We start from the raw sequence: 20,178 nt of genomic DNA, 5'->3' as shown, positions 1-20,178 counted from the left end.
AGAGTGTGGTTGCCCCGGCGGGTCATCACGGTCGGCCAGTTGGAGTAGTCACCGGCGCCCGACGCACCGAGACCGGCCCCTGGATCCGGTCGAGCCAGCCCTGGCCGTCCGCATACGGCCAGACGGTCCATGAGGCCGGCTCCCGCTGGGAGTCGAAGGCGCGACGGAGGGCGAGCCGCGTCCCGTCGCCGCCCAGCAGCGCGCGGAGCTCGGGCCCCTCGACATCCTCCCGGTGGATCTCGTGCTCGGCCGTATCGTGAAACCCGACGTACCAGAACCGGGCGCGCTCGGCCCCGGCCGGCAAGGTCACCCGGTCGAGGTCGATCTCCACCTGCCACCGGACCGCTCGCTCGGCCCAGTCGGGCGCCGCCGGCGGGTTCGGCGGCTCGAGGCCCTGCCGCGTGTAGTCCTGGGCCCGCCGATGCTTGAAGGACACGCCCGCGTAGGCCTCGTACTCGTCGACCGTCCGGGCGGTCCCGCACCCGTCGGGTCCCACCCACGGCCCCTCCAGGAATCGCTGGACCTTGTCGAGGCTCGCGCGGTCCCGCTCGTGCCACTCGACGGCGACCCCCTTGGCCCGCAGGTGATCGGACCAGTGCTTGTGGGCCCGATAGGCGCGCGTGTACTCGTGCCAGACCACGACCTCGGTCGGATGGAAGAGGTCGTAGCCGTGGGTGAAGGCGCGCACGGCGAGCGTGATCTCCTCCCCCGTGAAGTAGAGGTCGGGGTCGTACCGGACATCGCCGACGAACCGGCCGGGCGCGAAGAGAAAGTGTGCCGACAGGAACCGGGCCCGCACCGGCGCGGTCCGTCCCCGCCAGTCGGGAATGGGCGTCGCCCGGAACAAGACGATCGCCTGCGGCGTGAACTCGGCGAAGTGCATCTGCGTCGGCTCGGCGCCGAACGACGCGGGGTCGCCGGGGGTGAAGGCCGGAGCATAGGTGCTCAGAATGGGTCGGGCGCTCCCGGTCCGCTCCAGCTGCGCGTGCAGTCGCGCGTCCCAGTCCTCCACGCACCGGTGGTGGGAATCGAGCTGCAGGAAATGCGCCTCCCCCGCGTAGAGTCCCATGATCTCCGACCGCGCCCAGCAGGCGCCGCGGCTCCGGCGCCAGTCGACGTCGAGGATCCGGAAGCGCGGATCGCCCTGGAAGGGCAGCGACCGCTCCTCCGGGCCATGCTGCCAGCAGATCCCGAAGCGGAGATCCATGGGCCACCGCGCCTTCGCGAGGCAGTCCCGGATGGTCGGGACCAGTTCGGGGTCGCGATAGGCCGCGATGGAGACGAATACGCTCATCGCGCTGCCGGACCGGGCCGGCCGGCCTGCCCGTCTACGTGCTCGGCGAGGAGATCGGCGGGGGAGAAATCGGCGGTGGCGACGGCTTCGGCGGGTGGGACGGGTGCGGCGGATGACTCGGCCGCGGCGGGGGCCCCGCGGGCGACCTGGGCCCCTGGGCGTCCGTGGCGATCGGGTAGGCGATGGCGGCGCTGCCTGCCCGCGTCCGGACGAAATCGCGCCGCGTGAGGCGAGCGGACTCGGGCTTCGTCTCGTCCTGGGCCATGGTGCCGGTGACTATAGGGGACCGAGCCGACCCTGTCAAGCGATGGCCGACGGGTGAGGTCGTCGCCCGGGCGGCGGGCGGGCTGTCACTCAAGAGGATTGCGCGCGCGGCTCCTCGGTGGAAAGCGAGATGTCGGGGGGTCGCTCCAGTTCCACGACGATGAAGCCGTGCGTGGACCACATCGGGTCCGGGAGACTCCGACGCTCCCGCCGGCGGCGTTCGATCCGAGCCCTCTGGACGCTCGAGCGCCGGTCTCGAACGCGACGATCCCAGATGACCGTGGTGCGCTCGGGCCAGCGACTCGGATGCTCCTGCAGTTCCTGAAAGGTGAGCGTCTCGCCCCGGCGCACCACGATCAGGTAGTAGGGGCCGACCATGCCGGAGACACCAAGCATCTCCTGTGCCAGGCGCCACCGAGTCGGGATCGGTAGGTCGGTCGCGTGGTTACAGCCGCCGTGCCGAATCGGGCGGGCGCGATCCTGGCGAAATCTCCACCACCGGTGGCCAAGAGTTCACCACGCCCCCGGTCGATCCGGGAGCGGTCAGGCGCCCGCGAATGCGCGGTCGAGCGCCTGGGCGAGGTCGGCGATCAGGTCGTCCGCGTCCTCGATGCCGACGGCGTAGCGGATCAGGTTGTCCTTGATCCCGATCTGGAGCCGCTCCTCGGTGGTGAGCTCGTAAAAGCTCATGATGGCGGGTTGCTCGATCAGGCTCTCGACGCCGCCCAGCGAGGCGGCGATGTGCGGGATGCGGCAGGCGTCCACCACGCGGGAGGCAGCATGCAGGTCGCCCCGCACCTCGAACGACACCACGCCGCCGAAGCCGCGCATCTGCTTCTTGGCGATGTCGTGCTCCGGGTGGTTCGGCAGGCCGGCATAGTGGACGGCGGCCACTCGTGGATGTGCCGCGAGAAACTCGGCGATCGCCTGAGCGTTGGTGTTCTGCCGCTCCATGCGGAGGGCGAACGTCTTGAGTCCGCGCACCAGGAGGTAGGCGACGAACGGGTCGACCACGGCACCGGTGACGCCCTGCAACCCCCGAATCGCATCCACCAGCCCGCGCGCCCCGAGGACGGCCCCGGCCAGCAGGTCGTTGTGGCCTCCCAGGTACTTCGTCGCCGAGTGAATCACCACGTCGACTCCGAACTCGAGTGGGCGTTGGTTATACGGAGTGGCGAAGGTGGCATCGATCATCGTCTTCACCCGATGCCGGCGGCCGATCTCGGCGAAGCGCTCGAGATCGAGGATACGATTGTAGGGGTTGGTCGGCGACTCGCTGACCAGGACGCGCGTGGTCGGCCGGATGGCGTCCTCGAGCGCCTCGTAGTCTCCCGCCGGCACCGTCGAGACCTCGATCCCGTACCGGTGGAGTGTCTGGTTGAGGAACTGGCGCGTGCGACGATAGCTGTCGTCGGTGACGACGACGTGGCCGCCCCGGGAGAGCATGGCGAAGAACGCCGTCGTCACCGCGGCCATCCCGCTGGCGAAGAGCAAGCAGTCCTCGGCACCCTCCAGAGCGGCGAGCTTGGCCTCGGCGATCCGCTGGGTCGGATTCCCGTAGCGGCCGTACTCGATCCGCTCGATCTTGCCGTCGAAGTGGTCCTTGACCTCCTGGGTGTTCGCGAAGGTGTAGGTGGCCGTCTGGATGATGGGCGTGGCCAGCGAGTGCCCCGGCTTCGGCCGCGGCTCACCCGCGTGCACCGCCACGGTGCTCGGACCGAGGGGCCGGCGCGGGGGCTCGTCCATCACGACACCAGGAGGCGCGTCTTCTCGACGTGACGCGCGATGGCCCGGCCTACCTGGCGCGAATCGGCCGGCAGCTCCAGGGGCTTGTTCCGGTGTGACGGCTCGATGCCATCGAGACGGCCCATATGATAGGCGGCCTTCTGGTCGGCGAACTTGAGGCCATTCGCGGTGGACATCACCACGACGCGCTCGTGCGAGCGGATGACCTTGCGGTCGACCAGCTTGCGAAAGGCCGCCAGGGCCACGCCGGTGTGCGGGCAGTTGAACATCCCGGTGCGGTCGGCCCGGGCCGCCTCGTCCGCCAGCTCCTGTTCGGAGGCCTGCTCGACGACGCCGTTGAAGCGCTGGAGCGTGCGGATGGCCCGCTTGACGCTCACCGGGTTGCCGATCTGGATCGCCGTGGCCAGGGTCGGCTGGGCCGCGACCGGCTCGAAGTGCTCGAAACCCTGCTGGTAGGCGCGGTACAGCGGGTTGGCCCGCTCGGCCTGGGCCAGGCAGATGCGGGGCAGGCGCTGGATGAGACCGAGCTCGTGCATCATGGCGAACCCCTGCCCCAGCGCGTGCACGTTGCCCAGGTTCCCGCCCGGGATGACGACCCAGTCGGGCACTTCCCAGTCGAACTGCTGGACGATCTCGATGGACACCGTCTTCTGGCCTTCGATGCGGAGGCTGTTCATCGAGTTGGCCAGGTAGATGCGCTTTTCCTTCGTGATCTCCTGCACCACCGCCATGCAGCCGTCGAAATCCGTGTCGAGCGCGAGCACGAGGGCGCCGTTGGCCAGCGGCTGCACGAGCTGCGCGATCGAGACCTTGTTCCGGGGCAGGAGCACCACGGCCGGAATGCCGGCGGCCGCGCAATAGGCGCCGAGCGCCGCCGAGGTATCGCCGGTGGACGCGCAGGCAACGGCGTCTACGGGCACGCCGTCGGCCATCATCTGCCGGACGACGGAGACCAGCACCGTCATGCCGAGGTCCTTGAAGGAGCCGGTGTGCGAGTTCCCGCACTGCTTGACCCAGAGGTCTTCGACGTGGAGCTGCTTGCCATAGCGGTCCGCCCACAGCAGGTTCGAATTGCCCTCGTACATCGACACGATGTTCTCGTTGTCGATGAAGGGCGCCACCCACTCTTTCTTGCCCCACACGCCCGAGCCATAGGGGTAGGTGTTCCGGCGGTATCGATCGTCGAACAGCTGCATCCAGGCGGCGCCCGAGCGCGCCCGCAGCGCCTCGACGTCGTGCTGGACCTCGAGGAGGTCGCCGCAGGTGGGACAGCGGTAGATCACCTCGAGGAGGCTGTACTGCCCCGGGCAGCCGTTGATGCACTGGAACCAGGCGTTGTAGCTCATGCCGCAGGACAGTATAGCGCACCGGCCGCGGTGAGCGGCCTACGAGTGGTGCACCACCCGCAACCCGAGGGCGTGCCAGACCTCGCGCTCGTGCGGGCTCAGGGTGCGGCGCCGGGGCTCGCGCCGGCGGTCGCCCTCGAGCGTGGGGGCCCCCCGGCGGCGCTCCGCGCGCCGGCGGTCGAGGATGACGCTGACCCCGCGAAGATCCTCGAGCCCGGCCCGCAGGCGCCAGTAGAGCTCACGCGCCGGCCATCGCACGACGATGAGCCAGTGGCAGGGAGGCAGAGGACTTGGCGGCGGCTGATCCAGGCCGCGGAGGATGCGGTCCGCGCACCGGGCGCAGATACCGTGGGTGCGGGTGCGGTCGTCGAGAGGCGGGACCATGGCGGTGACGACGCCACACCAGGCGCAGATGCGGATCACGGGCGTCGACCTCCCCGCTCCACGAGGGCTATGCGCTCGAGGCGCGCTCGGCGGGACGCGCCGCAATGAGGGCGCCGGCCCCGGACTGAGGGGTTCAGATCGGGGGATTGGCCCGGATGGTGGTCACGGTGTGCGTGTCGCCCTCGACCTCGTAGGTGATCGTGACGCTCATGCCCGCGATGAAGCCGGCCAGGGGGATCTCGTTGGGGACCCGAAACTCAGTGCCGCCCACGATGATCACCCGCCGCTCGCGGTCGACGCTCTTGATCATCCCCACCACCACCCCTGCCATGCCGACTCCCGCGCCTCGCGGGTCGCGGGACCCGCCCCGGAGGGACCGCGGCGTACCGGCCGATCGCCGAGCGCCCCGGACCGGAAAGTCCTATTGTCACCCGGGATGTGGCGCTGTCAATCGCGCCCGGCCAGCGGACGGGGGACCCCCCGAAACGGCCACCGCCCCCGGGTCGGGGGGCGGTGGGAGCAGCGAAGAGCCGGAGGGCGGGCGGGCTACTTGACCTGCTCGGCCAGCCACTTGGCGGCCTTGGCCTTGGCCTCGGACTGGGCGTGCTTGCCGCCCGCATGGTCGGCCTCGGCCTCCTTGCTGAGGGACTTGGCCACCTCGATCATTCCCGCGTTGCGCGCCTTCTGCCGATCGTCGGCGCCCTGGGCGGCCTTTGGCTCGGCCTTGGCGATCTCCTCGTTGGCGGCCTTCACGAGCGTCGGGCAGCTGAACGCGAATGCGTTGCCGGCCACGAGCGCCACCGACAGCAGAGCTACGAGCCCGAGCGTGAGCGTCTTCACGAGTGGCCTCCTGTGGTGAGAGGGTGACGGACCGCGGAATGCGGCCTTCCGGAACCGTGAACCGGCCGGGCTCCCGAAAGGTTCCCGGTCGGCGGCATCGACCATCGCACGGGGGCGCGCTTGACGGCCGCGCTCCCCCCGGCTAGCATCCCCCTGCGGCCGTCCGAGATCATGGCCTCGGTGGACGCCTCGTCCCGGCATCTTACCAACCACGCGGAGGGAAAGCCATGGGGCTCTCGCGACGCACCTTCCTCGAGCCGTCCACGACGGCGGCCGCCGCCGGGATGACCCCTGGCCACCCCGGCGGAGAGGTGCTCGACCCGTGAGGCATTCACACCAGAGCGGGCGGCGGGCCGCGTTGGTATAATGAACACGCGATGATGGAGTACGTTCCCGTCGTGGTATTCCTGCTGATGACCGTGGCGTTCGGGGTCATCAGTCTGTCCGTGGCCCGGCTGATCCGGCCGGCCCGGCCGGATCCGGTCAAGCTCGACAACTACGAGTGCGGCCCCGAGCCCATCGGCTCCGCCTGGATCCAGTTCCCGGTGGGCTTCTACCTGGTGGCGCTGGTGTTCATCGTCTTCGACGCGCTGGCCGTCTTCCTTTTCCCGTGGGTGCTCGTCCTCCGGGGGCTCGGCTGGGCCGCGTTCCTGCCGATGGCCGGGTTCCTCGGGATCCTCCTGCTGGGCTGGGTCTATGCCTACCGCGAGGGCGTGCTGGCATGGAAATAAAGGCGCCGGTCCCTCGCGTCCCGCCGCCGGAGTGGGAGGAGGTCAAGGACCTTCAGGAGTGGGTGAAGTACCGCCAGGAGCGCATCGACGGGGATCAGGTCTCCGCGACCTTCGCGGGGCTGGCCGACCGGCTGGAGCACTTCCCGGGCGGGTGGCTCATGGTGAGCTCGACCGACAAGATCTTCAACTGGGCCCGGAAATCCTCGATCTGGCCGGTGACCTTCGGCCTGGCGTGCTGCGCCATCGAGATGATGGCGACGTTCGCCTCGCGCTTCGACGTGGAGCGTTTCGGCATGGTCCCCTGGGCCTCGCCCCGCCACGCCGACCTCATGATCGTGTCGGGGACGGTGACCATCAAGATGGCCCCGATGCTCAAGCGGATCTACGAGCAGATGCCCGACCCGAAGTGGTGCATCTCCATGGGGTCGTGCGCGAACTCCGGAGGGCCGTTCCGGCACGGGTACCACGTCGTGAAAGGCGTCGATCGCGTGGTGCCGGTGGACGTCTACGTGCCCGGCTGCCCGCCGACGCCCGAGTCGCTCATGTTCGGCATCCTCAAGCTCCAGGAGAAGGTGGCGGAGTTCCAGAAGACAGGCAAGCGGTCGGCCCCGGGCCTGCTCACGCCGGACCCCGCTTGACGGCGACGGTGGCGCTCGAGACGACCCTCGCCCGGATCCGGGAGAGCTTTGGCGTCGAGCCGGCCGGCGAGGACCCCAAGCGCCCGCTCGACATCATGCACCTCGTCGTCAGCGTTCCGGCCGAGCGCTGGGTCGAGTTCGCGCGGTTCGCCAGGGACGCGCTCGGCTGTCTCTACTTCTGCCACCTGACCGCCGTCGACTGGAAGGCGGAGGGGTTCGAGGTCGTCTGCCGGGTCGGGAACCTGGAGACCGGTCTCGGGCTCACCATGAAGACCCGGATCGGCCCGACCGCCGCCTGCCCGAGCCTGACCGGGCTCTACCGGGGGGCCTTGTGGATGGAGCGCGAGTGCTATGACCTCTTCGGCATCCGCTTCGAAGGTCACCCGGAGCTCCGGCGGATTCTCCTGCCGCAGGATTGGGAAGGCCATCCGCTCCGAAAGGACTACGCCGTCGACACGCCGCATCCACCGTACCGATAACCGACGCGGGAGGCGCCGATGATCCACGAGCTCAGGACCTACACGATCCAGCCCGGAAAGGTCGGCGACTACGTCCGGCTCTCGGGGTCCGTCGGCCGGCCGATCCGCGGAGACCGGTTCGGCAAGCTGCTCGGCTACTGGACGACCGACCTGGGGACGCTCAGCCAGGTGGTCCATCTCTGGGAATACGCCGATCTGGCGGCGCGCGCCCAGGCGCGCGCCGGCCTGGCCAAGGACGAGCGCTGGACCCGGGAGTACGTCGCGCAGAGCCGGCCCTTCCTCCAGGCCCAGGAGAACATGATCCTGGCGCCGGCCGAGTGGTACCCGTTCCGCCCGGCCTCGGGCATGGGGGTGTACGAGCTGCGGATCTACCGCCTCGCCCCCGGCAAGGTGCCGGAGTGGATGGGGCACTTCCGGGCTGGCCTGCCCGCGCGCGAGAAGTACTCGGCGCCGGTGGGACTCTGGGCCACGGAGATCGGGCCGCTCAACACGGTGGCGCACCTCTGGGCCTATCGCGACTCCAACCACCGGATCGAGGCCCGGGCGGCCGCCTACGCCGACCCCGTCTGGAAGGAGACGCTCGCCAAGATCACGCCCCTCATGCAGACCATGGAGGCCAAGCTCCTGATCCCGACCGACTTCTCGCCCCTCAAATAGGACCGGCGGATGCCCGACGCGGACGCCCGGACGGTCGTCGAGTACGGCTACGGGGGAAACGAGCGCCTCGTGATGAACATGGGGCCGCAGCACCCCTCCGCCCATGGCGTGTTCCGGATGATCCTCACGCTCGAGGGCGAGACGATCGTGGCGGTCGACCCGGTGATCGGCTACCTCCACCGCTGTCACGAGAAGCTCGGCGAGACGCTGACCTACGTCCAGTACCCCAGCATCGCCTCCAAGACCGACTACGTGGCGGCGATGACCGCCGAGCTCACCTACGTGCGGGCCGCCGAGCAGCTCGGCCAGATCGAGGTCCCCAAGCGCGCCCAGTACCTCCGGGTGCTCGTCGCCGAGCTCCAGCGGATCGCGTCCCACTGCCTCTGGCTCGGCACCTGGTGCATGGACATGGGCGGGGCGCTGGGCGGCGGCGCCACGATGTTCCTCTACTGCTTCCGCGAACGCGAGATGATCCTGGATCTCTTCGAGGCCCTCACGGGCGCCCGGCTGCTCTACGGCTTCCATCAGGTCGGCGGCACCCGCTACGACCTGCCGGCCGGCTGGGTGGAGACGTGCCGCACGACCGTGGCCTTCATCGAAGGCCGGCTCGACGAGTACGAGGGGATGCTGGAGGGGAACACGATCTTCCTGGTGCGGGCCCAGGGGGTGGGGGTCATCTCGCCGGGGCTCGCCCAGGAGATCGGGGTCTCGGGGCCGCTCATCCGCGGCTCGGGGATCGCCTACGACGTCCGGCGGGCGGAACCCTACTCCTCGTACGAGGACTTCCGCTTCGACGTCCCGGTCGAGGCCGCCGGCGACTGCTACGCGCGGTACCGCGTGCGGATGGCGGAGTTCCGGCAGTCGATCGGGATCGTCCGCCAGGTCCTCGACGGCCTTCCCGACGGGCCGATCTCCTCACGGCCGGGCGTGAAGTCGGTCGCCCAGGTGAAGCTGCCCAAGGGGGAGGCCTACGCGCGGGTCGAAGGCGCGCGGGGGGAGGTCGGGATCTACCTCGTCTCGGACGGGACCCCGAAGCCCTACCGGATGAAGTGGCGGGGCGCCTCCTTCTCGAACCTGGCGGTGGCCGGCCACATTCTGCCGGGCCACAAAATCGCCGACGCCGTGGCCATCCTCGGCTCCATCGACCCGGTCTTCGGCGAAGTGGACCGGTGACCGCACCGGAAGGGAGAGGGGGCAGCGCCCCGTGAGCCGGCCCGGTCCCATCGTCGGATCCGGTGGCGCCGCTGGTCCGAAGGTAAGCCCGTGAGCGCCACCGACCTCCTGTGGACGGTCCTCCCGTCGTTCCTCCTGCTCAACGGCGTGCTGGCCCTCATCACGTACCTGACCCTGCTCGAGCGGAAGTTCGCAGCCCGCCTCCAGTCGCGGGTCGGACCCTATCGCGTCGGCCGGCCGCACGGCTGGCTCCAGCCGATCGCCGACGCGCTGAAGCTCATGCTGAAGGAAGACATCGTGCCGACCCTGGCCGACCGGCCCGTCTACAACCTGGCGCCGATCGTCTTCCTGGTACCGGCCTTCCTCATGTATGCGGCCATTCCGTTCGCCCCGGCGCTCGCGCTGGCCGACCTCCAGATCGGCCTGCTCTTCGTCCTGGCGGTGTCGTCGCTGGAGGTGGTCGGCCTCTTCATGTGCGGGTGGGGCTCGAACAACAAGTACGCCCTCCTCTCGGCCATGCGGGCGGTGAATCAGATCATCTCCTACGAGGTCCCGTTCATCCTGGTGGCGCTCGTCCCCGCCGTGCTCACGGGCTCGCTGCGGCTGCAGGATCTGGTGGCCGCCCAGCAGGGGCTCTGGTTCGTCGCCTACCCGGGGCTCGGGCAGCTCGCCTTCCTCACGTTCGTCGTGGTGGCGCTGGCCTCCGAAAACCGCATCCCCTTCGACATCGTGGAAGCCGAGTCGGAGCTGGTGGCGGGGTTCCGGGTCGAGTATTCCGGCATGAAGTTCGCGCTCATCCAGCTCGCGGAGTTCACCCACCTCTTCGGGGTGGCGTGTCTGGGGACGCTCCTGTTTCTGGGCGGCTGGCTCGGTCCCGGACCGGCGGGCCTGGGGCCGGTGTGGTTCATCCTGAAGGCCATCCTGCTCTTCGTCCTCGTCATCTGGGTGCGCTGGTCGTTCATCCGGATCCGCGTGGACCAGATCCTCGGACTGTCGTGGAAGGTGTTCCTGCCGATGACCCTGGGTCTTCTGCTGCTGGCCGGGGCCGTCGTCGTCTGGCGGGGCGGCGCCGGTGCCTGAGCCCGCGGGACGCGGCCGGGTGGCATTCGGGATGGTTCGCGCGGTGGGCACGGCGATGGGCGTGACGCTGCGGAACCTCTTCCGGAAGCCGGTGACCGTCCACTACCCCGACGTCACCCGGCCCTATCCCGACCGGTTTCGCGGCGTGCTGGCGCTGACCTACGATCCCGAGACGGGCGAGGAGAATTGCATCGGCTGCCGTCTGTGCGAGTACATTTGTCCGCCGCAGGTGATCAAGGTCGAGATGCTCAAGGCCGCGAAGCGGAACTACGCGAAGATCTTCTTTCTGGAGCTCTACGCCTGCGAGTTCTGCGAGCTGTGCGTGCAGGTCTGTCCGACCGATGCGATCATCATGCTCAAGACGTTCGACCTGGCGGTCCACGATCGCCGCGAGCTGCTGCTCGACAAAGACCGGCTGCACGCCCTCGGTCGGCAGTTCGAGCCCTCTTGGGCGACCGGGACCGGGCTTCGCGCCATGCAAGCCCCGGCCGCGAAGAGCAGCGCACCCAAGGCGGAGGGAGGCCCGGCCCGGGCCGGGCAGCCGCGTCCCGGGGACGCGGGTACGGACCCGCGCGAGTGAGCGCCGAGCCGCTCGGCCTCATCGTCGTGGCGGGTTTCCTCATCGGCGCCAGTCTTCTGGTCGTCCTGTCCCGAAACCTCTTCCATTCGGTCCTCTGGTTGGCGTTGGCCCTGGTCGCCACCGCCGGGATCTTCCTCCTCCTGCACGCCGAGTTCCTCGCCGCGGCTCAGGTCCTCCTGTACGCGGGCGGGGTCGTGACCATCGTCGTCTTCGCGATCATGCTGACCGAGCGGCTGGTCGGCCAGACGATCCGTCAGATGAACCGCGGCGTCGGCTGGGGCGCGGTCGTCGCCGGGGTCGTCTTCGTGAGCATCGCCGCCGCCGTGCTCCGCGCGCCCACCGGGCCGCGTCCCGTCGCGGCGGCTCCGGCGACCACGGCGGCGCTCGGGCGGGCGCTGCTGACGGAGTGGGTGCTGCCGTTCGAGGTGCTGGCGGTCCTCCTGGTCGCGGCGCTACTCGGCGCCGTCTACCTCGCTCGCACCGACGACTAGGGCGCATGCCGGGGGAGGCCGGGCTCGAGCGACTGATGAGCGAGAGGCTGCCGGAGTGACTACGCGCAGCGGATTGCCCCACCGCTGACGGTTGGTGGTCCGTTCCGAGCGGCGGCTTTTGCCGCCGCAACGGTCCTGGGGGAGGCCTCGGAGGGGGCCGTCGAGGCCTCCTCCGATGAGTTACGGGAGGGGACGTGCTGAAGGCCTACCTGCTGGTCGCGGCGGCCGTCTTCGCCATCGGCCTGTTCGGGGTCCTCACCCGGCGCAACGCGGTCGGCATCCTGCTCGGGATCGAGCTCATGCTGAACGCGGTGAACGTCAACCTGGTCGCGTTCGCCCGGTACGGAGGCGGCGTCGCCGGGTGGATCCTCGCCCTCTTCACCATCGCCATCACGGTCGCCGAGGTCGCGGTGGGGCTGGCGATCGTCATCGTCATCTTCCGAGTCCGCCGGACCGTGGAGGCGGATCACCTGACGCTCCTCCGGGGCTGAGAGGCCGCGAAGCCGATGGCCCGCGCGCATCTCCACCGAAAGCCCGTGAAGGAATCGATGGGTGCCGTGGCCGTGCGGGAGCCACGCGGAGCAACGGGCTGCTGACCGTGAGCGATACCGGGCTGGCGGCCTTGATCGTGCTCTGTCCGTTCCTGGCGGCCTTGCTCCTGGGCGTCTGCCCGCCGCTGCGCCGCGCCGGCTGGCCCGCCGCGGTCGTCGCGCTGGCCGGCTCGGGCGCCGCCCTGATCGCGGCCGTCCGGCTGGTCTCGGGGCTCTGGCGCGTGGTCAGCGTGACCCTGGCTCTCGGCGCCGGGTCGACCCGGGAGGTGATGGCGACCCTCGCCTGGCTCCCCCAGGCCGGGCCGACCCCCCTCGCCTCGGTGGGCGTCCTGGTCGACCCCCTGTCCGCGGCGATGGCGGCGCTGGTCGCGCTCGTCGCCTTCCTGGTCCAGCTCTACTCGTGGGGCTATCTGGCCGGGGAGCAGCATGGCGCCCTCGGCCGGTACTACCTCTACCAATCGCTCTTCGCGTTCTCGATGCTCGGGCTCGTCTTCGCGCCGAACTTCCTCCAGATGTTCGTCTTCTGGGAGCTGGTGGGCCTCTGCTCCTATCTCCTGATCGGCTTCTACTACACGCGCCCGGCGGCGGCCGCGGCGGCCGTGAAGGCCTTCTGGGTGACGAAGCTCGGCGATCTCGGGTTCGTGCTCGGCATCGTGCTCCTGTGGGGCGCGACCGGGATGTTCGCCTTCCTCCCGCTCTTCCGCGCGGTCGGGCAGGGCGCGATCGACCCCGCGTACCTCGCGCTCTGCATGGGCCTCGTCTATCTGGGGGCGGTCGGCAAGAGCGCGCAGTTCCCGCTCCACGTCTGGCTGCCCGACGCGATGGAAGGGCCGACGCCGGTCTCGGCGCTGATCCACGCGGCGACCATGGTGACGGCGGGCGTGTACCTGGTGGCCCGGACCTACCCCCTCTTCCTCGGAGCCCCCCAGGTGCTCACGCTGATCGCGTGGGTGGGCGCCTTCACGGCGCTGCTGGCCGCCACGCTGGCCCTCGTGCAGACCGACCTCAAGCGCGTGCTGGCCTACTCCACGGTCTCTCAGCTCGGGTACATGATGGCGGCCCTCGGCGCCGGCGCGCCCCAGGCCGGCTTCTTCCATCTGATCACCCACGGCTTCTTCAAGGCGCTGCTGTTCCTGGCCGCCGGCGCCGTGATCCACGCGGTCCACGCGAACGACTTCGCCGCGATGGGCCGCCTGGGCCGCCGGATGCCCAAGACCGCCACCGTGTTCGTCGTCGGCGCCCTGGCCCTGGCCGGGCTCCCGCCGCTGTCGGGGTTCTTCTCGAAGGAGGCCGTGCTGGCGGGCGTGTGGCAAGGGGGCCTGGGAATCCCGTTCGTGATGCTCGCCGTGACGGTGTTCCTGACGGCCTTCTACATGTTCCGGGCGGTGTTCCTCACCTTCTGGGGCCCGCGGGAGGCGCCGGGCGCCCCCCCCCATGATCCCGGCGCGGTCATGCTCGGGCCGCTGTGGGTCCTGGCCGTGGGCTCGATCGCGGCCGGCGCCCTGGCCGGAGACCGCCTGCGGCTCACGCTGGTTCAGTTCGTCGCCGAGAATCTCGACGCGACACTGCCCCACGGCCCGCGCTGGCTCCTGCCGCTCTCGGTGGCCCTGGCGGGGGCCGGGATCCTGGCAGCCTGGGCGGTGTACCAGCGGGAAGCGGTGCCGGCGGCCGCCCTGCGCCGGGCCTTCGGGCCCCTCGCCCTCGCCGCCGAACGAGGCTACGGGCTCGATGCCGCCTATGCGGGGGTCTATCGCGGGGTGCTCCTCGCCGGAGCCCGGGGCGTCGGGTGGATCGACCGCTATCTCGTCGACGGCGTGGTGAATCTCCTGAGCGCGTGGACCCTGCGGGCCGGGGCGAGTTTGCGGCGGATGCAGACCGGCCGGGCGCAGGACTACCTCTACGGGGTGACGGCGGGCTTCCTGCTCCTGATGCTCCTGTGGGGGAGCTGGCGGTGACCGGCGCCGGCTGGCCGGTGCTCTCGCTCATCACGCTGGCGCCCTTCATCGGAGCGCTCCTCATCATGTTCACGGCCCGCGGGCGCCCGGGCGCGGTGCGCGGGATCGCCCTCGCGGCCACGGGCGTCTCGCTGGTCCTGTCGCTCTACGTCTTCGGGACCTACCGGCCGCAGGCGGGCGGCTTCCAGTTTTACGAGCGCTACCCGCTCGTCCCCGCCTTCGGGATCGCCGTCGAGCTGGGGGCCGACGGCATCTCGGTCCTCATGATCCTGCTCACCGGCCTCATCATCTTCGCCGGGGTCTTCGCCTCCTGGACGGTGCGCCAGCGGGACCAGGAATTCTACGCCCTCCTGCTCACGCTGGTGACCGGCGTCTTCGGGGTGTTCGTGGCCCTCGACCTGTTCGTCTTCTTCCTCTTCTACGAGCTGGCGGTCCTCCCCATGTACCTGCTCATCGGGATCTGGGGCTCGTCCGGCCACATCCGTCCCCGGGGCGTGTTCGGCTGGGCCTTCCGGGAGACCGGGGTCGGCACCAAAGAGTACGCGGCGATGAAGCTGACCCTCTACCTCCTGCTCGGGTCCGCCTTCATCCTGGTCGGGATCTTCGTCCTCTACTTCGCGGCCGGCAGCCGCTCGTTCTCGCTGCTCGCGCTCCAGCAGGCGGCGTTCACCCCGGCGGTTCAGCGCGGGGTCTTCCTCGCGCTCTACGTCGGGTTCGGGACCCTGGCCGGGGTCTGGCCGCTTCACACGTGGTCCCCCGACGGGCACGCCTCGGCGCCCACCGCGGTGTCCATGCTCCATGCGGGCGTGCTCATGAAGCTCGGGGCCTACGGCGTCGTGCGGGTGGCGATGGGACTCCTCCCCGAGGCGACGGCCTACTGGGCGCCGCTGGTGGGCACGATCGCGACCATCAACATCGTCTACGGCGCGCTCTCGGCCATGGCTCAGACCGACCTCAAGTACGTGGTGGCGTACTCCTCCGTCTCCCACATGGGGATCGTCATGCTGGGCGCGGCGACCCTGACCGAGGCCGGCCTCAACGGCTCGGTGTTCCAGATGTTCGCCCATGGCATCATGACGGGACTGTTCTTCGCGCTGGTGGGCCTCATCTACGAAAAGGCCCACACGCGCGAGATCGGCAAGATGGGCGGCTTCGGGCGGCGCATGCCGGGGATCGCGGCCGCCTTCACCCTGGGCGCGCTCTCCTCGCTCGGGCTCCCCGGCCTGTCGGGGTTCGTCGCCGAGATCCTGACCTTCCTCGGCGCCTGGCAGTCGGCGTCCCGCTGGTGGCTCTTCCCCGCGGTGGCCGGGACCTTCCTGACGGCGGTGTACGTGCTGCGCGTCACCAAGCGGATCTTCTGGGGTCCCCTCGTCGAGGCCGAGCACGCCCATCTCGAGGATGCCCGGGGCCCGGAATGGGTGAGTCTCGTCCTCCTCTCCGCGATCCTCATCCTCTTCGGACTCCTGCCCGCCCTGGCGATCGCCCCGGTGGACCCGGCCGTGATGGGGCTCCTCGAGCGGCTGGGGGTGCTCCCGTGATGCTCGTGATCCCCGAGCTGACGCTGGCCGGGGTGATGCTCGTCGTGTTCATCCTCGGGCTGGTGTGGGACCCGGTCCGGCGCCGGGACGTCGGCGCGGTGACGGCCGCCGGCCTGGCGGGGCTCTTCGTGCTCAGCGTCATGCTCGATGGCCGGGGCGTGCTCTTCGACGGCGCCTTCGTCGCGGACGGGCTGGCCCGCTATTTCAAGCAGATCTTCATCCTGGCGACGTTCCTGGGGGTCGTCGGAGGGCTCGCCCTCCCCCAGCCGGTCTTCCACCGCCGGGCGCCCGAGTACCACCTCCTCGTCCTCGCCTCGCTCCTCGGCATGATGCTCCTGGCCTCGGCCCGCGACCTCGTGCTCCTGTTCGTCGCCTTCGAGCTGATGTCGATCCCCCTCTACGTCCTGGCCGGCTTCGTCAAGCGCGAGGAGTTGGCGGTCGAGGCGGCGCTGAAGTTCTTCCTGGTGGGGAGCCTCTCCACCGCGATTCTCGCCTACGGGCTGTCCTTCCTCTATGGCGCCGCCGGCACCACGGCGTTGCCCGAGATCGTGCAAGCGTTGCGGAGCCGGGACCCGCTGCTGATCCTGGGGTTCGTGCTGGTGCTGGCGGGCGTGGGGTTCAAGATCGCGGCCTTCCCGTTCCACATGTGGGTGCCCGACACCTACGAGGCCGCCTCCACGCCCTTCGTCGCCTGGCTCTCGGTGGCGCCGAAGGCTGCCGGATTCGCCGTCATCTTTCGGGTCTTCCTGGAGGGGGCCGGGGATCGGGCGGCCGTGTGGGTGCCCCTGGTGGCGACCCTCGGGGCCATCACGATCGTGGCGGGGAACTTGATGGCCCTGCCCCAGACCAACGTCAAGCGACTGCTGGCCTACTCCGGGATCGCGCACATCGGCTACATGCTGCTGGGGGTGGCCGCGGTGAGTCCCTTCGGGGTCGCGGTGGTGCTCTTCTACCTGGTCGCCTACGTCTTCTCGAACATGGGGGCGTTCCTCGTGGTGGAGGCGGTCGCGCAGGCGGAAGGGTCGACCGGGCTCGGCGCGTTCCGGGGGCTCGCTCAGCGCTCCCCGCTGCTCGCGCTGGCGATGCTGCTCTTCCTGTTGTCTCTCGGCGGGATCCCGTTCGTGGTGGGCTTCTGGGCGAAGCTCTACGTCTTCTGGGCGGCGGCCGAGGCCGGACTCTACGGGCTCGTCCTCCTGGGCGCCGTGCTCACGGTGGTGGCCCTCTTCTACTACCTCATGGTCGCCAAGCAGATGTACATCGAGGCGCCGGCGAGCCCGACGCCAATCGTGGTGCCGCCGGCGCTCGCGCTGGTCCTCGTCGCCAGCGCCCTGGCGGTGGTGCTGCTGGGACTCTACCCGCGCCCGCTGGTCGACACGGCGTTACGCGCCGCCGCCCCGCTCTTTTGACATCGGAGGGGGCCTCGGCGGCGTCCTCCGAGAGCTCCCCGAGGGGACGCTGCGTGGGCGAAGCCCGCGCTCGGAGCACTCCTCGGTGCACCAGGTGTGTGTCGGAGTAACCAGGCAACTCGCCCCGAGCGGGCGATGCGTCGAGCAGCGCTCCGAGCGGCGGCTATGCCGCCGCAACCGAGGGGGGGCATCGGGGGGGTCTTCCGAGACCCCCCCGAAGAATTCGGGGCTACTGGCCCGGACGGCGCCAGCGGCCCGGCTCCCAGACCCAGCCTTCCGGCGTCTTCCGGTGGCGTCCAGGAACGAATGACGACCCGGCCGGCGCCGCCTCCCAGCGTCCTGCCGTCCACTCGTAGCGGCCGTTGCGCCAGATCCAGTGGCCCGAGATCCAGACCGCCCCGGGCCCCGGTGGCGGCCCCGGCGACTCGACCTGAGGCGGAGGGGGTGGCGTCGGCGCCGCCTCCGACGCGCCCTGGGCCACCGCCTGCTCGACGGCGGGTGGAACCAGTGAGCCCACCAGCGTGCCGCCGAGTCCCAAGACGAGCGCCGCGAGACTCGCGCGTGTCAATCGGCTGCGCATGATGCTACGTCCTTCCATGAGTTCGGACGGGCAGGCCGGCGGCTCCATTCAGTGCCGGCTCGTCGGGGATCACGTGATCGTCCGCTCACCGACACCTCAATCCCACGAGTACCTGACCCTCCGGGCCGTGTCAAGCAAGAGGTCGGGGGGAAGACGGCGAAGGGTCCGGCGCTTGACCGCGTCGGGCCGCCGTGATATTTGGAAAGGCCACGCCAACCCATTTGCCCACCTCGGAAGGAGGATCTGTTGCCGCGCGCGACCGGACTGCTCGTGCCTCGGCCCGGGCTCATCGCCGGACCCGATGACGCTGCGAGTCCGAGGTTCGCGCCGTGAGCCTGAACCGTCGGCCGGCGGCGGCCGCCGAAGCCTGGACCGACGACCGCCTGATCCGCGAGCTGACCGCCCAGACACCGGAGGCGATGGAACAGCTCGTCGCCCGGTATGGGCCGAAGACGTATCGGCTCGCCCTCCGCATCACCGGCAAGCCCGAGGACGCCGAGGAGGTCAGCCAGGACGTCCTCTGGACAGTCGTCCGGAAGATCGACACCTTCAAGAGAGAGTCGGCCTTGGGCAGCTGGATCTATCGCATCACCGCCAACGCCGCGTACCAGAAGCTCCGCGGCCGCCGCGGCAAGGACGAGGTGTCGTGGGAGACCCTCCTTCCCGCATTCGACGCCGACGGCCACCTCGTCGAGCTGGAGCGGGACTGGAGTCACGTGGTCGACGATCCGGCCCTCCAGGCCGAAGCCCGCCGGCGCCTCCTGGAGGCCATCGACAGTCTGCCCGCCGACTATCGGACCGCGTTCGTGCTCCACGACATGGAGGAGTTGCCGAACCCCGAGGTCGCCGAGCTCCTCGGCATCACCCTGGCAGCCGTGAAATCCCGCGTCCATCGCTCGCGTCTGTTTCTCCGCCAGCGACTGGCCGAGTACTTCGGGAGCGCCTCCTGAGAGCTCGGGCGGAACCGGAGACCGCGCCGGTCCGACCGAGCTGACGGGTGACCACCGGGCGCAGGAGCGCCGCCAGCCCGGCCAGCCCGGCGATCGCCAGGATCCCTCCCAGGAACGCCCAGGGTGACCGGACGCCGATCTCGCCAGCGGCGGCGCTCAGGAAGATCGCGGGGGCCATCCCGAGGCCCGTGGCCAGACAGAACGGGCCCAGGCGCATCGGGGTGAGTCCGGCCGCGTAGCTCAAGAGGTCGAACGAGGTCAGCGGGATCAGCCGGGCGACGAAGAGGGCGAAGGGTCCGAAGCGGGCGAGGACCTGATCGGCCCGCCCCAGGGCCGCGGCGCTGATGACGCGAGTGACCAGGGGCCGGCCGAAGAAGCGCGCCAGCCCGAAGCAGAGGACCGCCGAGAGCAGAATGCTCGCCCAGGAGAGCAGGCCGCCCCCGATCGTGCCGAAGAGGAGGCCGTTGGCATACATGAGGGGAAACGAGGGGAGCGGCGCGATCACCGCCTGGACCTGCATGAGCGCCACCGACACGAGCGGCGCCCACACGCCGAACCCCCGCAGGTAGTCGCGCACGCCGGCGAGGTCGCCCGCCCACATCAGCTCGAGGACGTGCCCGAACCCGTCGCGGAGCTCGGCCCGACCGCCCAGGACCACGAGCGCGCCGGCGCCGACGGCGGCCAGCAGAAGGACCGTGGCGCGGGGCACGGCCTCATCGTAGCACGGGGGCGGGTCCGCGCCGGCCGCGCGTTGACTTCGAGCGGCCCCTGTGCTCTAATTAGAGCTTCGGGCGCTCCGGGCGCGCATCGCCTCTAGCGGGACGCGGGAAGACATCGAGACGCTCTTCGGGTGCATTCACCTCGGGCGTCCTTCGAGCGGAATCCAAGGGGAGGCCAGGACCGTGGAGGCCGTCATCGTGTCGGGCGGGAAGCAGTACCGGGTGCGTGAGGGCGACGTCATCCGTGTGGAGCGGCTCGCGGCCGAGCAGGGCGCCACCGTGGAGTTCCGCGAGATCGCCTATCTGCGGGGGGCCGGCGACCCGGTCGTCGAGCCCGAGTCCCTGGCCGACGCGCGGGTTGTCGGCCAAGTCATCCAAGCCGGGCGGGCCCGGAAGATCGTCATCGTCAAGTTCAAGCGCCGGAAGAATTACTCCCGTCGGCAGGGTCACCGGCAGCGGTACACGGCCGTCAGGATCACGCGGATCGAGGCCAGCCGCTAGTTTCATCGGGGGGGGCTCGGAAGACCCTCCCGATGCCCCTTCCTCTCGGGTTGGGTGGGTGGGCGCGGAGGCACAGCCGCCGCTCGGGGCGCTGCTCGATGCATCGCCCACCCGGGGGGAGCTGACGGGTTACTCCGACACACCGCGAGACTCGACGGGGGCCGTGGTGGCCCCTTCCGATGAGTCAGCAGGGAGCGCACCACGATGGCACACAAGAAGGGCGTCGGCAGTTCGCGGAACGGACGGGACAGCCAGCCGAAGATGCTCGGCGTCAA

24 protein-coding genes are annotated in these 20,178 nt (G+C 70.2%); 15 read left to right on the top strand and 9 right to left on the bottom strand.

What is annotated here, in order from left to right:
* Positions 1–25: 25 nt before the first annotated feature.
* The 7 genes from VGW35_05535 to VGW35_05505 all read right to left on the bottom strand — a co-directional run bounded on the left by VGW35_05535 (position 26) and on the right by VGW35_05505 (position 5,874).
* Positions 26–1,294, bottom strand: a complete 1,269-nt coding sequence (locus VGW35_05535; GenBank protein HEV8307110.1) for a GlcNAc-transferase family protein — start codon at positions 1,292–1,294, stop codon at positions 26–28.
* A gap of 354 nt (positions 1,295–1,648) precedes the next feature.
* Positions 1,649–1,954 carry a hypothetical protein gene (locus VGW35_05530; protein ID HEV8307109.1) on the bottom strand — a complete coding sequence of 102 codons (306 nt, stop codon included), beginning with the start codon at positions 1,952–1,954 and terminating at the stop codon, positions 1,649–1,651.
* A gap of 147 nt (positions 1,955–2,101) precedes the next feature.
* Entirely contained in the window at positions 2,102–3,304 is a 1,203-nt protein-coding gene (locus VGW35_05525; protein ID HEV8307108.1) for an aminotransferase class I/II-fold pyridoxal phosphate-dependent enzyme, read from the bottom strand.
* A complete protein-coding gene (gene thrC, locus VGW35_05520) occupies positions 3,304–4,650 on the bottom strand; it encodes a threonine synthase (protein ID HEV8307107.1) in 1,347 nt (448 codons plus the stop codon). The genes VGW35_05525 and thrC overlap by 1 nt, the downstream gene beginning before the upstream one ends.
* Positions 4,651–4,689: 39 nt before the next feature.
* Entirely contained in the window at positions 4,690–5,073 is a 384-nt protein-coding gene (locus VGW35_05515; GenBank protein ID HEV8307106.1) for a hypothetical protein, read from the bottom strand.
* Positions 5,074–5,167: 94 nt separating this feature from the next.
* Positions 5,168–5,365, bottom strand: a complete 198-nt coding sequence (locus tag VGW35_05510) for a hypothetical protein (protein HEV8307105.1) — start codon at positions 5,363–5,365, stop codon at positions 5,168–5,170.
* Between the two features lie 215 nt (positions 5,366–5,580).
* A complete protein-coding gene (locus tag VGW35_05505) occupies positions 5,581–5,874 on the bottom strand; it encodes a hypothetical protein (GenBank protein ID HEV8307104.1) in 294 nt (97 codons plus the stop codon).
* 377 nt (positions 5,875–6,251) lie between these two features.
* Here VGW35_05505 and VGW35_05500 point away from each other — a divergent pair, with 377 nt between their 5' ends.
* The 12 genes from VGW35_05500 to VGW35_05445 all read left to right on the top strand — a co-directional run bounded on the left by VGW35_05500 (position 6,252) and on the right by VGW35_05445 (position 17,153).
* The gene (locus VGW35_05500; protein ID HEV8307103.1) at positions 6,252–6,605 is read left to right on the top strand and encodes an NADH-quinone oxidoreductase subunit A; all 354 of its coding nucleotides are present in this window, start codon (positions 6,252–6,254) and stop codon (positions 6,603–6,605) included.
* 158 nt (positions 6,606–6,763) lie between these two features.
* Complete coding sequence (locus VGW35_05495; GenBank protein HEV8307102.1) at positions 6,764–7,243, top strand: NADH-quinone oxidoreductase subunit B family protein; 480 nt, start codon at positions 6,764–6,766, stop codon at positions 7,241–7,243.
* Complete coding sequence (locus VGW35_05490; GenBank protein ID HEV8307101.1) at positions 7,240–7,722, top strand: NADH-quinone oxidoreductase subunit C; 483 nt, start codon at positions 7,240–7,242, stop codon at positions 7,720–7,722. The genes VGW35_05495 and VGW35_05490 overlap by 4 nt, the downstream gene beginning before the upstream one ends.
* An 18-nt stretch (positions 7,723–7,740) precedes the next feature.
* Positions 7,741–8,379, top strand: a complete 639-nt coding sequence (locus tag VGW35_05485) for an NIPSNAP family protein (GenBank protein HEV8307100.1) — start codon at positions 7,741–7,743, stop codon at positions 8,377–8,379.
* A gap of 9 nt (positions 8,380–8,388) precedes the next feature.
* Positions 8,389–9,552, top strand: a complete 1,164-nt coding sequence (locus VGW35_05480; protein ID HEV8307099.1) for an NADH-quinone oxidoreductase subunit D — start codon at positions 8,389–8,391, stop codon at positions 9,550–9,552.
* Between the two features lie 90 nt (positions 9,553–9,642).
* Positions 9,643–10,632, top strand: coding sequence for an NADH-quinone oxidoreductase subunit NuoH (nuoH, locus tag VGW35_05475; GenBank protein ID HEV8307098.1), 990 nt, complete (start codon positions 9,643–9,645; stop codon positions 10,630–10,632).
* Complete coding sequence (locus tag VGW35_05470) at positions 10,625–11,212, top strand: NADH-quinone oxidoreductase subunit I (protein ID HEV8307097.1); 588 nt, start codon at positions 10,625–10,627, stop codon at positions 11,210–11,212. The genes nuoH and VGW35_05470 overlap by 8 nt, the downstream gene beginning before the upstream one ends.
* Positions 11,209–11,703, top strand: coding sequence for an NADH-quinone oxidoreductase subunit J (locus VGW35_05465; protein ID HEV8307096.1), 495 nt, complete (start codon positions 11,209–11,211; stop codon positions 11,701–11,703). The genes VGW35_05470 and VGW35_05465 overlap by 4 nt, the downstream gene beginning before the upstream one ends.
* A 194-nt stretch (positions 11,704–11,897) precedes the next feature.
* Positions 11,898–12,194, top strand: coding sequence for an NADH-quinone oxidoreductase subunit NuoK (gene nuoK / locus VGW35_05460; GenBank protein ID HEV8307095.1), 297 nt, complete (start codon positions 11,898–11,900; stop codon positions 12,192–12,194).
* A gap of 107 nt (positions 12,195–12,301) precedes the next feature.
* On the top strand, positions 12,302–14,209 hold the full coding sequence (gene nuoL, locus VGW35_05455; GenBank protein HEV8307094.1) for an NADH-quinone oxidoreductase subunit L: 1,908 nt from the start codon (positions 12,302–12,304) through the stop codon (positions 14,207–14,209).
* A complete protein-coding gene (locus VGW35_05450; protein HEV8307093.1) occupies positions 14,191–15,747 on the top strand; it encodes an NADH-quinone oxidoreductase subunit M in 1,557 nt (518 codons plus the stop codon). Before nuoL ends, VGW35_05450 begins: the two co-directional genes overlap by 19 nt.
* The gene (locus VGW35_05445; GenBank protein ID HEV8307092.1) at positions 15,747–17,153 is read left to right on the top strand and encodes an NADH-quinone oxidoreductase subunit N; all 1,407 of its coding nucleotides are present in this window, start codon (positions 15,747–15,749) and stop codon (positions 17,151–17,153) included. Before VGW35_05450 ends, VGW35_05445 begins: the two co-directional genes overlap by 1 nt.
* 229 nt (positions 17,154–17,382) lie before the next feature.
* Here the strand turns inward: VGW35_05445 and VGW35_05440 are convergent, their stop codons facing one another.
* Positions 17,383–17,733, bottom strand: a complete 351-nt coding sequence (locus tag VGW35_05440; GenBank protein HEV8307091.1) for a hypothetical protein — start codon at positions 17,731–17,733, stop codon at positions 17,383–17,385.
* Positions 17,734–18,062: 329 nt separating this feature from the next.
* Here VGW35_05440 and VGW35_05435 point away from each other — a divergent pair, with 329 nt between their 5' ends.
* A complete protein-coding gene (locus VGW35_05435) occupies positions 18,063–18,683 on the top strand; it encodes an RNA polymerase sigma factor (GenBank protein ID HEV8307090.1) in 621 nt (206 codons plus the stop codon).
* Here the strand turns inward: VGW35_05435 and VGW35_05430 are convergent.
* On the bottom strand, positions 18,595–19,392 hold the full coding sequence (locus tag VGW35_05430) for a TVP38/TMEM64 family protein (protein HEV8307089.1): 798 nt from the start codon (positions 19,390–19,392) through the stop codon (positions 18,595–18,597). The genes VGW35_05435 and VGW35_05430 overlap by 89 nt on opposite strands.
* Before the next feature lie 193 nt (positions 19,393–19,585).
* On the opposite strand from VGW35_05430, the gene rplU reads away from it, so the two are divergent.
* Together rplU and VGW35_05420 are read left to right on the top strand one after the other, a co-directional pair.
* Positions 19,586–19,903, top strand: coding sequence for a 50S ribosomal protein L21 (gene rplU, locus VGW35_05425; GenBank protein ID HEV8307088.1), 318 nt, complete (start codon positions 19,586–19,588; stop codon positions 19,901–19,903).
* A 204-nt stretch (positions 19,904–20,107) separates the two neighbouring features.
* The coding region (locus tag VGW35_05420; GenBank protein ID HEV8307087.1) for a 50S ribosomal protein L27 at positions 20,108–20,178 on the top strand (71 nt) is incomplete at its 3' end.

Source organism: Candidatus Methylomirabilota bacterium (assembly GCA_036005065.1).
Classification (GTDB): domain Bacteria; phylum Methylomirabilota; class Methylomirabilia; order Rokubacteriales; family DASRDR01; genus DASYQW01.
This window is presented reverse-complemented; position numbering and strand designations above follow the sequence as displayed.

What these genes read in the sequence shown, in the direction of transcription:
- VGW35_05535 (HEV8307110.1), bottom strand. Translation starts at nt 1,294, where the DNA reads ATGAGCGTATTCGTCTCCATCGCGGCCTATCGCGACCCCGAACTGGTC.
- VGW35_05530 (HEV8307109.1), bottom strand. Translation starts at nt 1,954, where the DNA reads ATGCTTGGTGTCTCCGGCATGGTCGGCCCCTACTACCTGATCGTGGTG.
- VGW35_05525 (HEV8307108.1), bottom strand. Translation starts at nt 3,304, where the DNA reads ATGGACGAGCCCCCGCGCCGGCCCCTCGGTCCGAGCACCGTGGCGGTG.
- thrC (HEV8307107.1), bottom strand. Translation starts at nt 4,650, where the DNA reads ATGAGCTACAACGCCTGGTTCCAGTGCATCAACGGCTGCCCGGGGCAG.
- VGW35_05510 (HEV8307105.1), bottom strand. Translation starts at nt 5,365, where the DNA reads ATGGCAGGGGTGGTGGTGGGGATGATCAAGAGCGTCGACCGCGAGCGG.
- VGW35_05500 (HEV8307103.1), top strand. Translation starts at nt 6,252, where the DNA reads ATGATGGAGTACGTTCCCGTCGTGGTATTCCTGCTGATGACCGTGGCG.
- VGW35_05495 (HEV8307102.1), top strand. Translation starts at nt 6,764, where the DNA reads ATGGTGAGCTCGACCGACAAGATCTTCAACTGGGCCCGGAAATCCTCG.
- VGW35_05485 (HEV8307100.1), top strand. Translation starts at nt 7,741, where the DNA reads ATGATCCACGAGCTCAGGACCTACACGATCCAGCCCGGAAAGGTCGGC.
- VGW35_05480 (HEV8307099.1), top strand. Translation starts at nt 8,389, where the DNA reads ATGCCCGACGCGGACGCCCGGACGGTCGTCGAGTACGGCTACGGGGGA.
- VGW35_05445 (HEV8307092.1), top strand. Translation starts at nt 15,747, where the DNA reads ATGCTCGTGATCCCCGAGCTGACGCTGGCCGGGGTGATGCTCGTCGTG.
- VGW35_05440 (HEV8307091.1), bottom strand. Translation starts at nt 17,733, where the DNA reads ATGCGCAGCCGATTGACACGCGCGAGTCTCGCGGCGCTCGTCTTGGGA.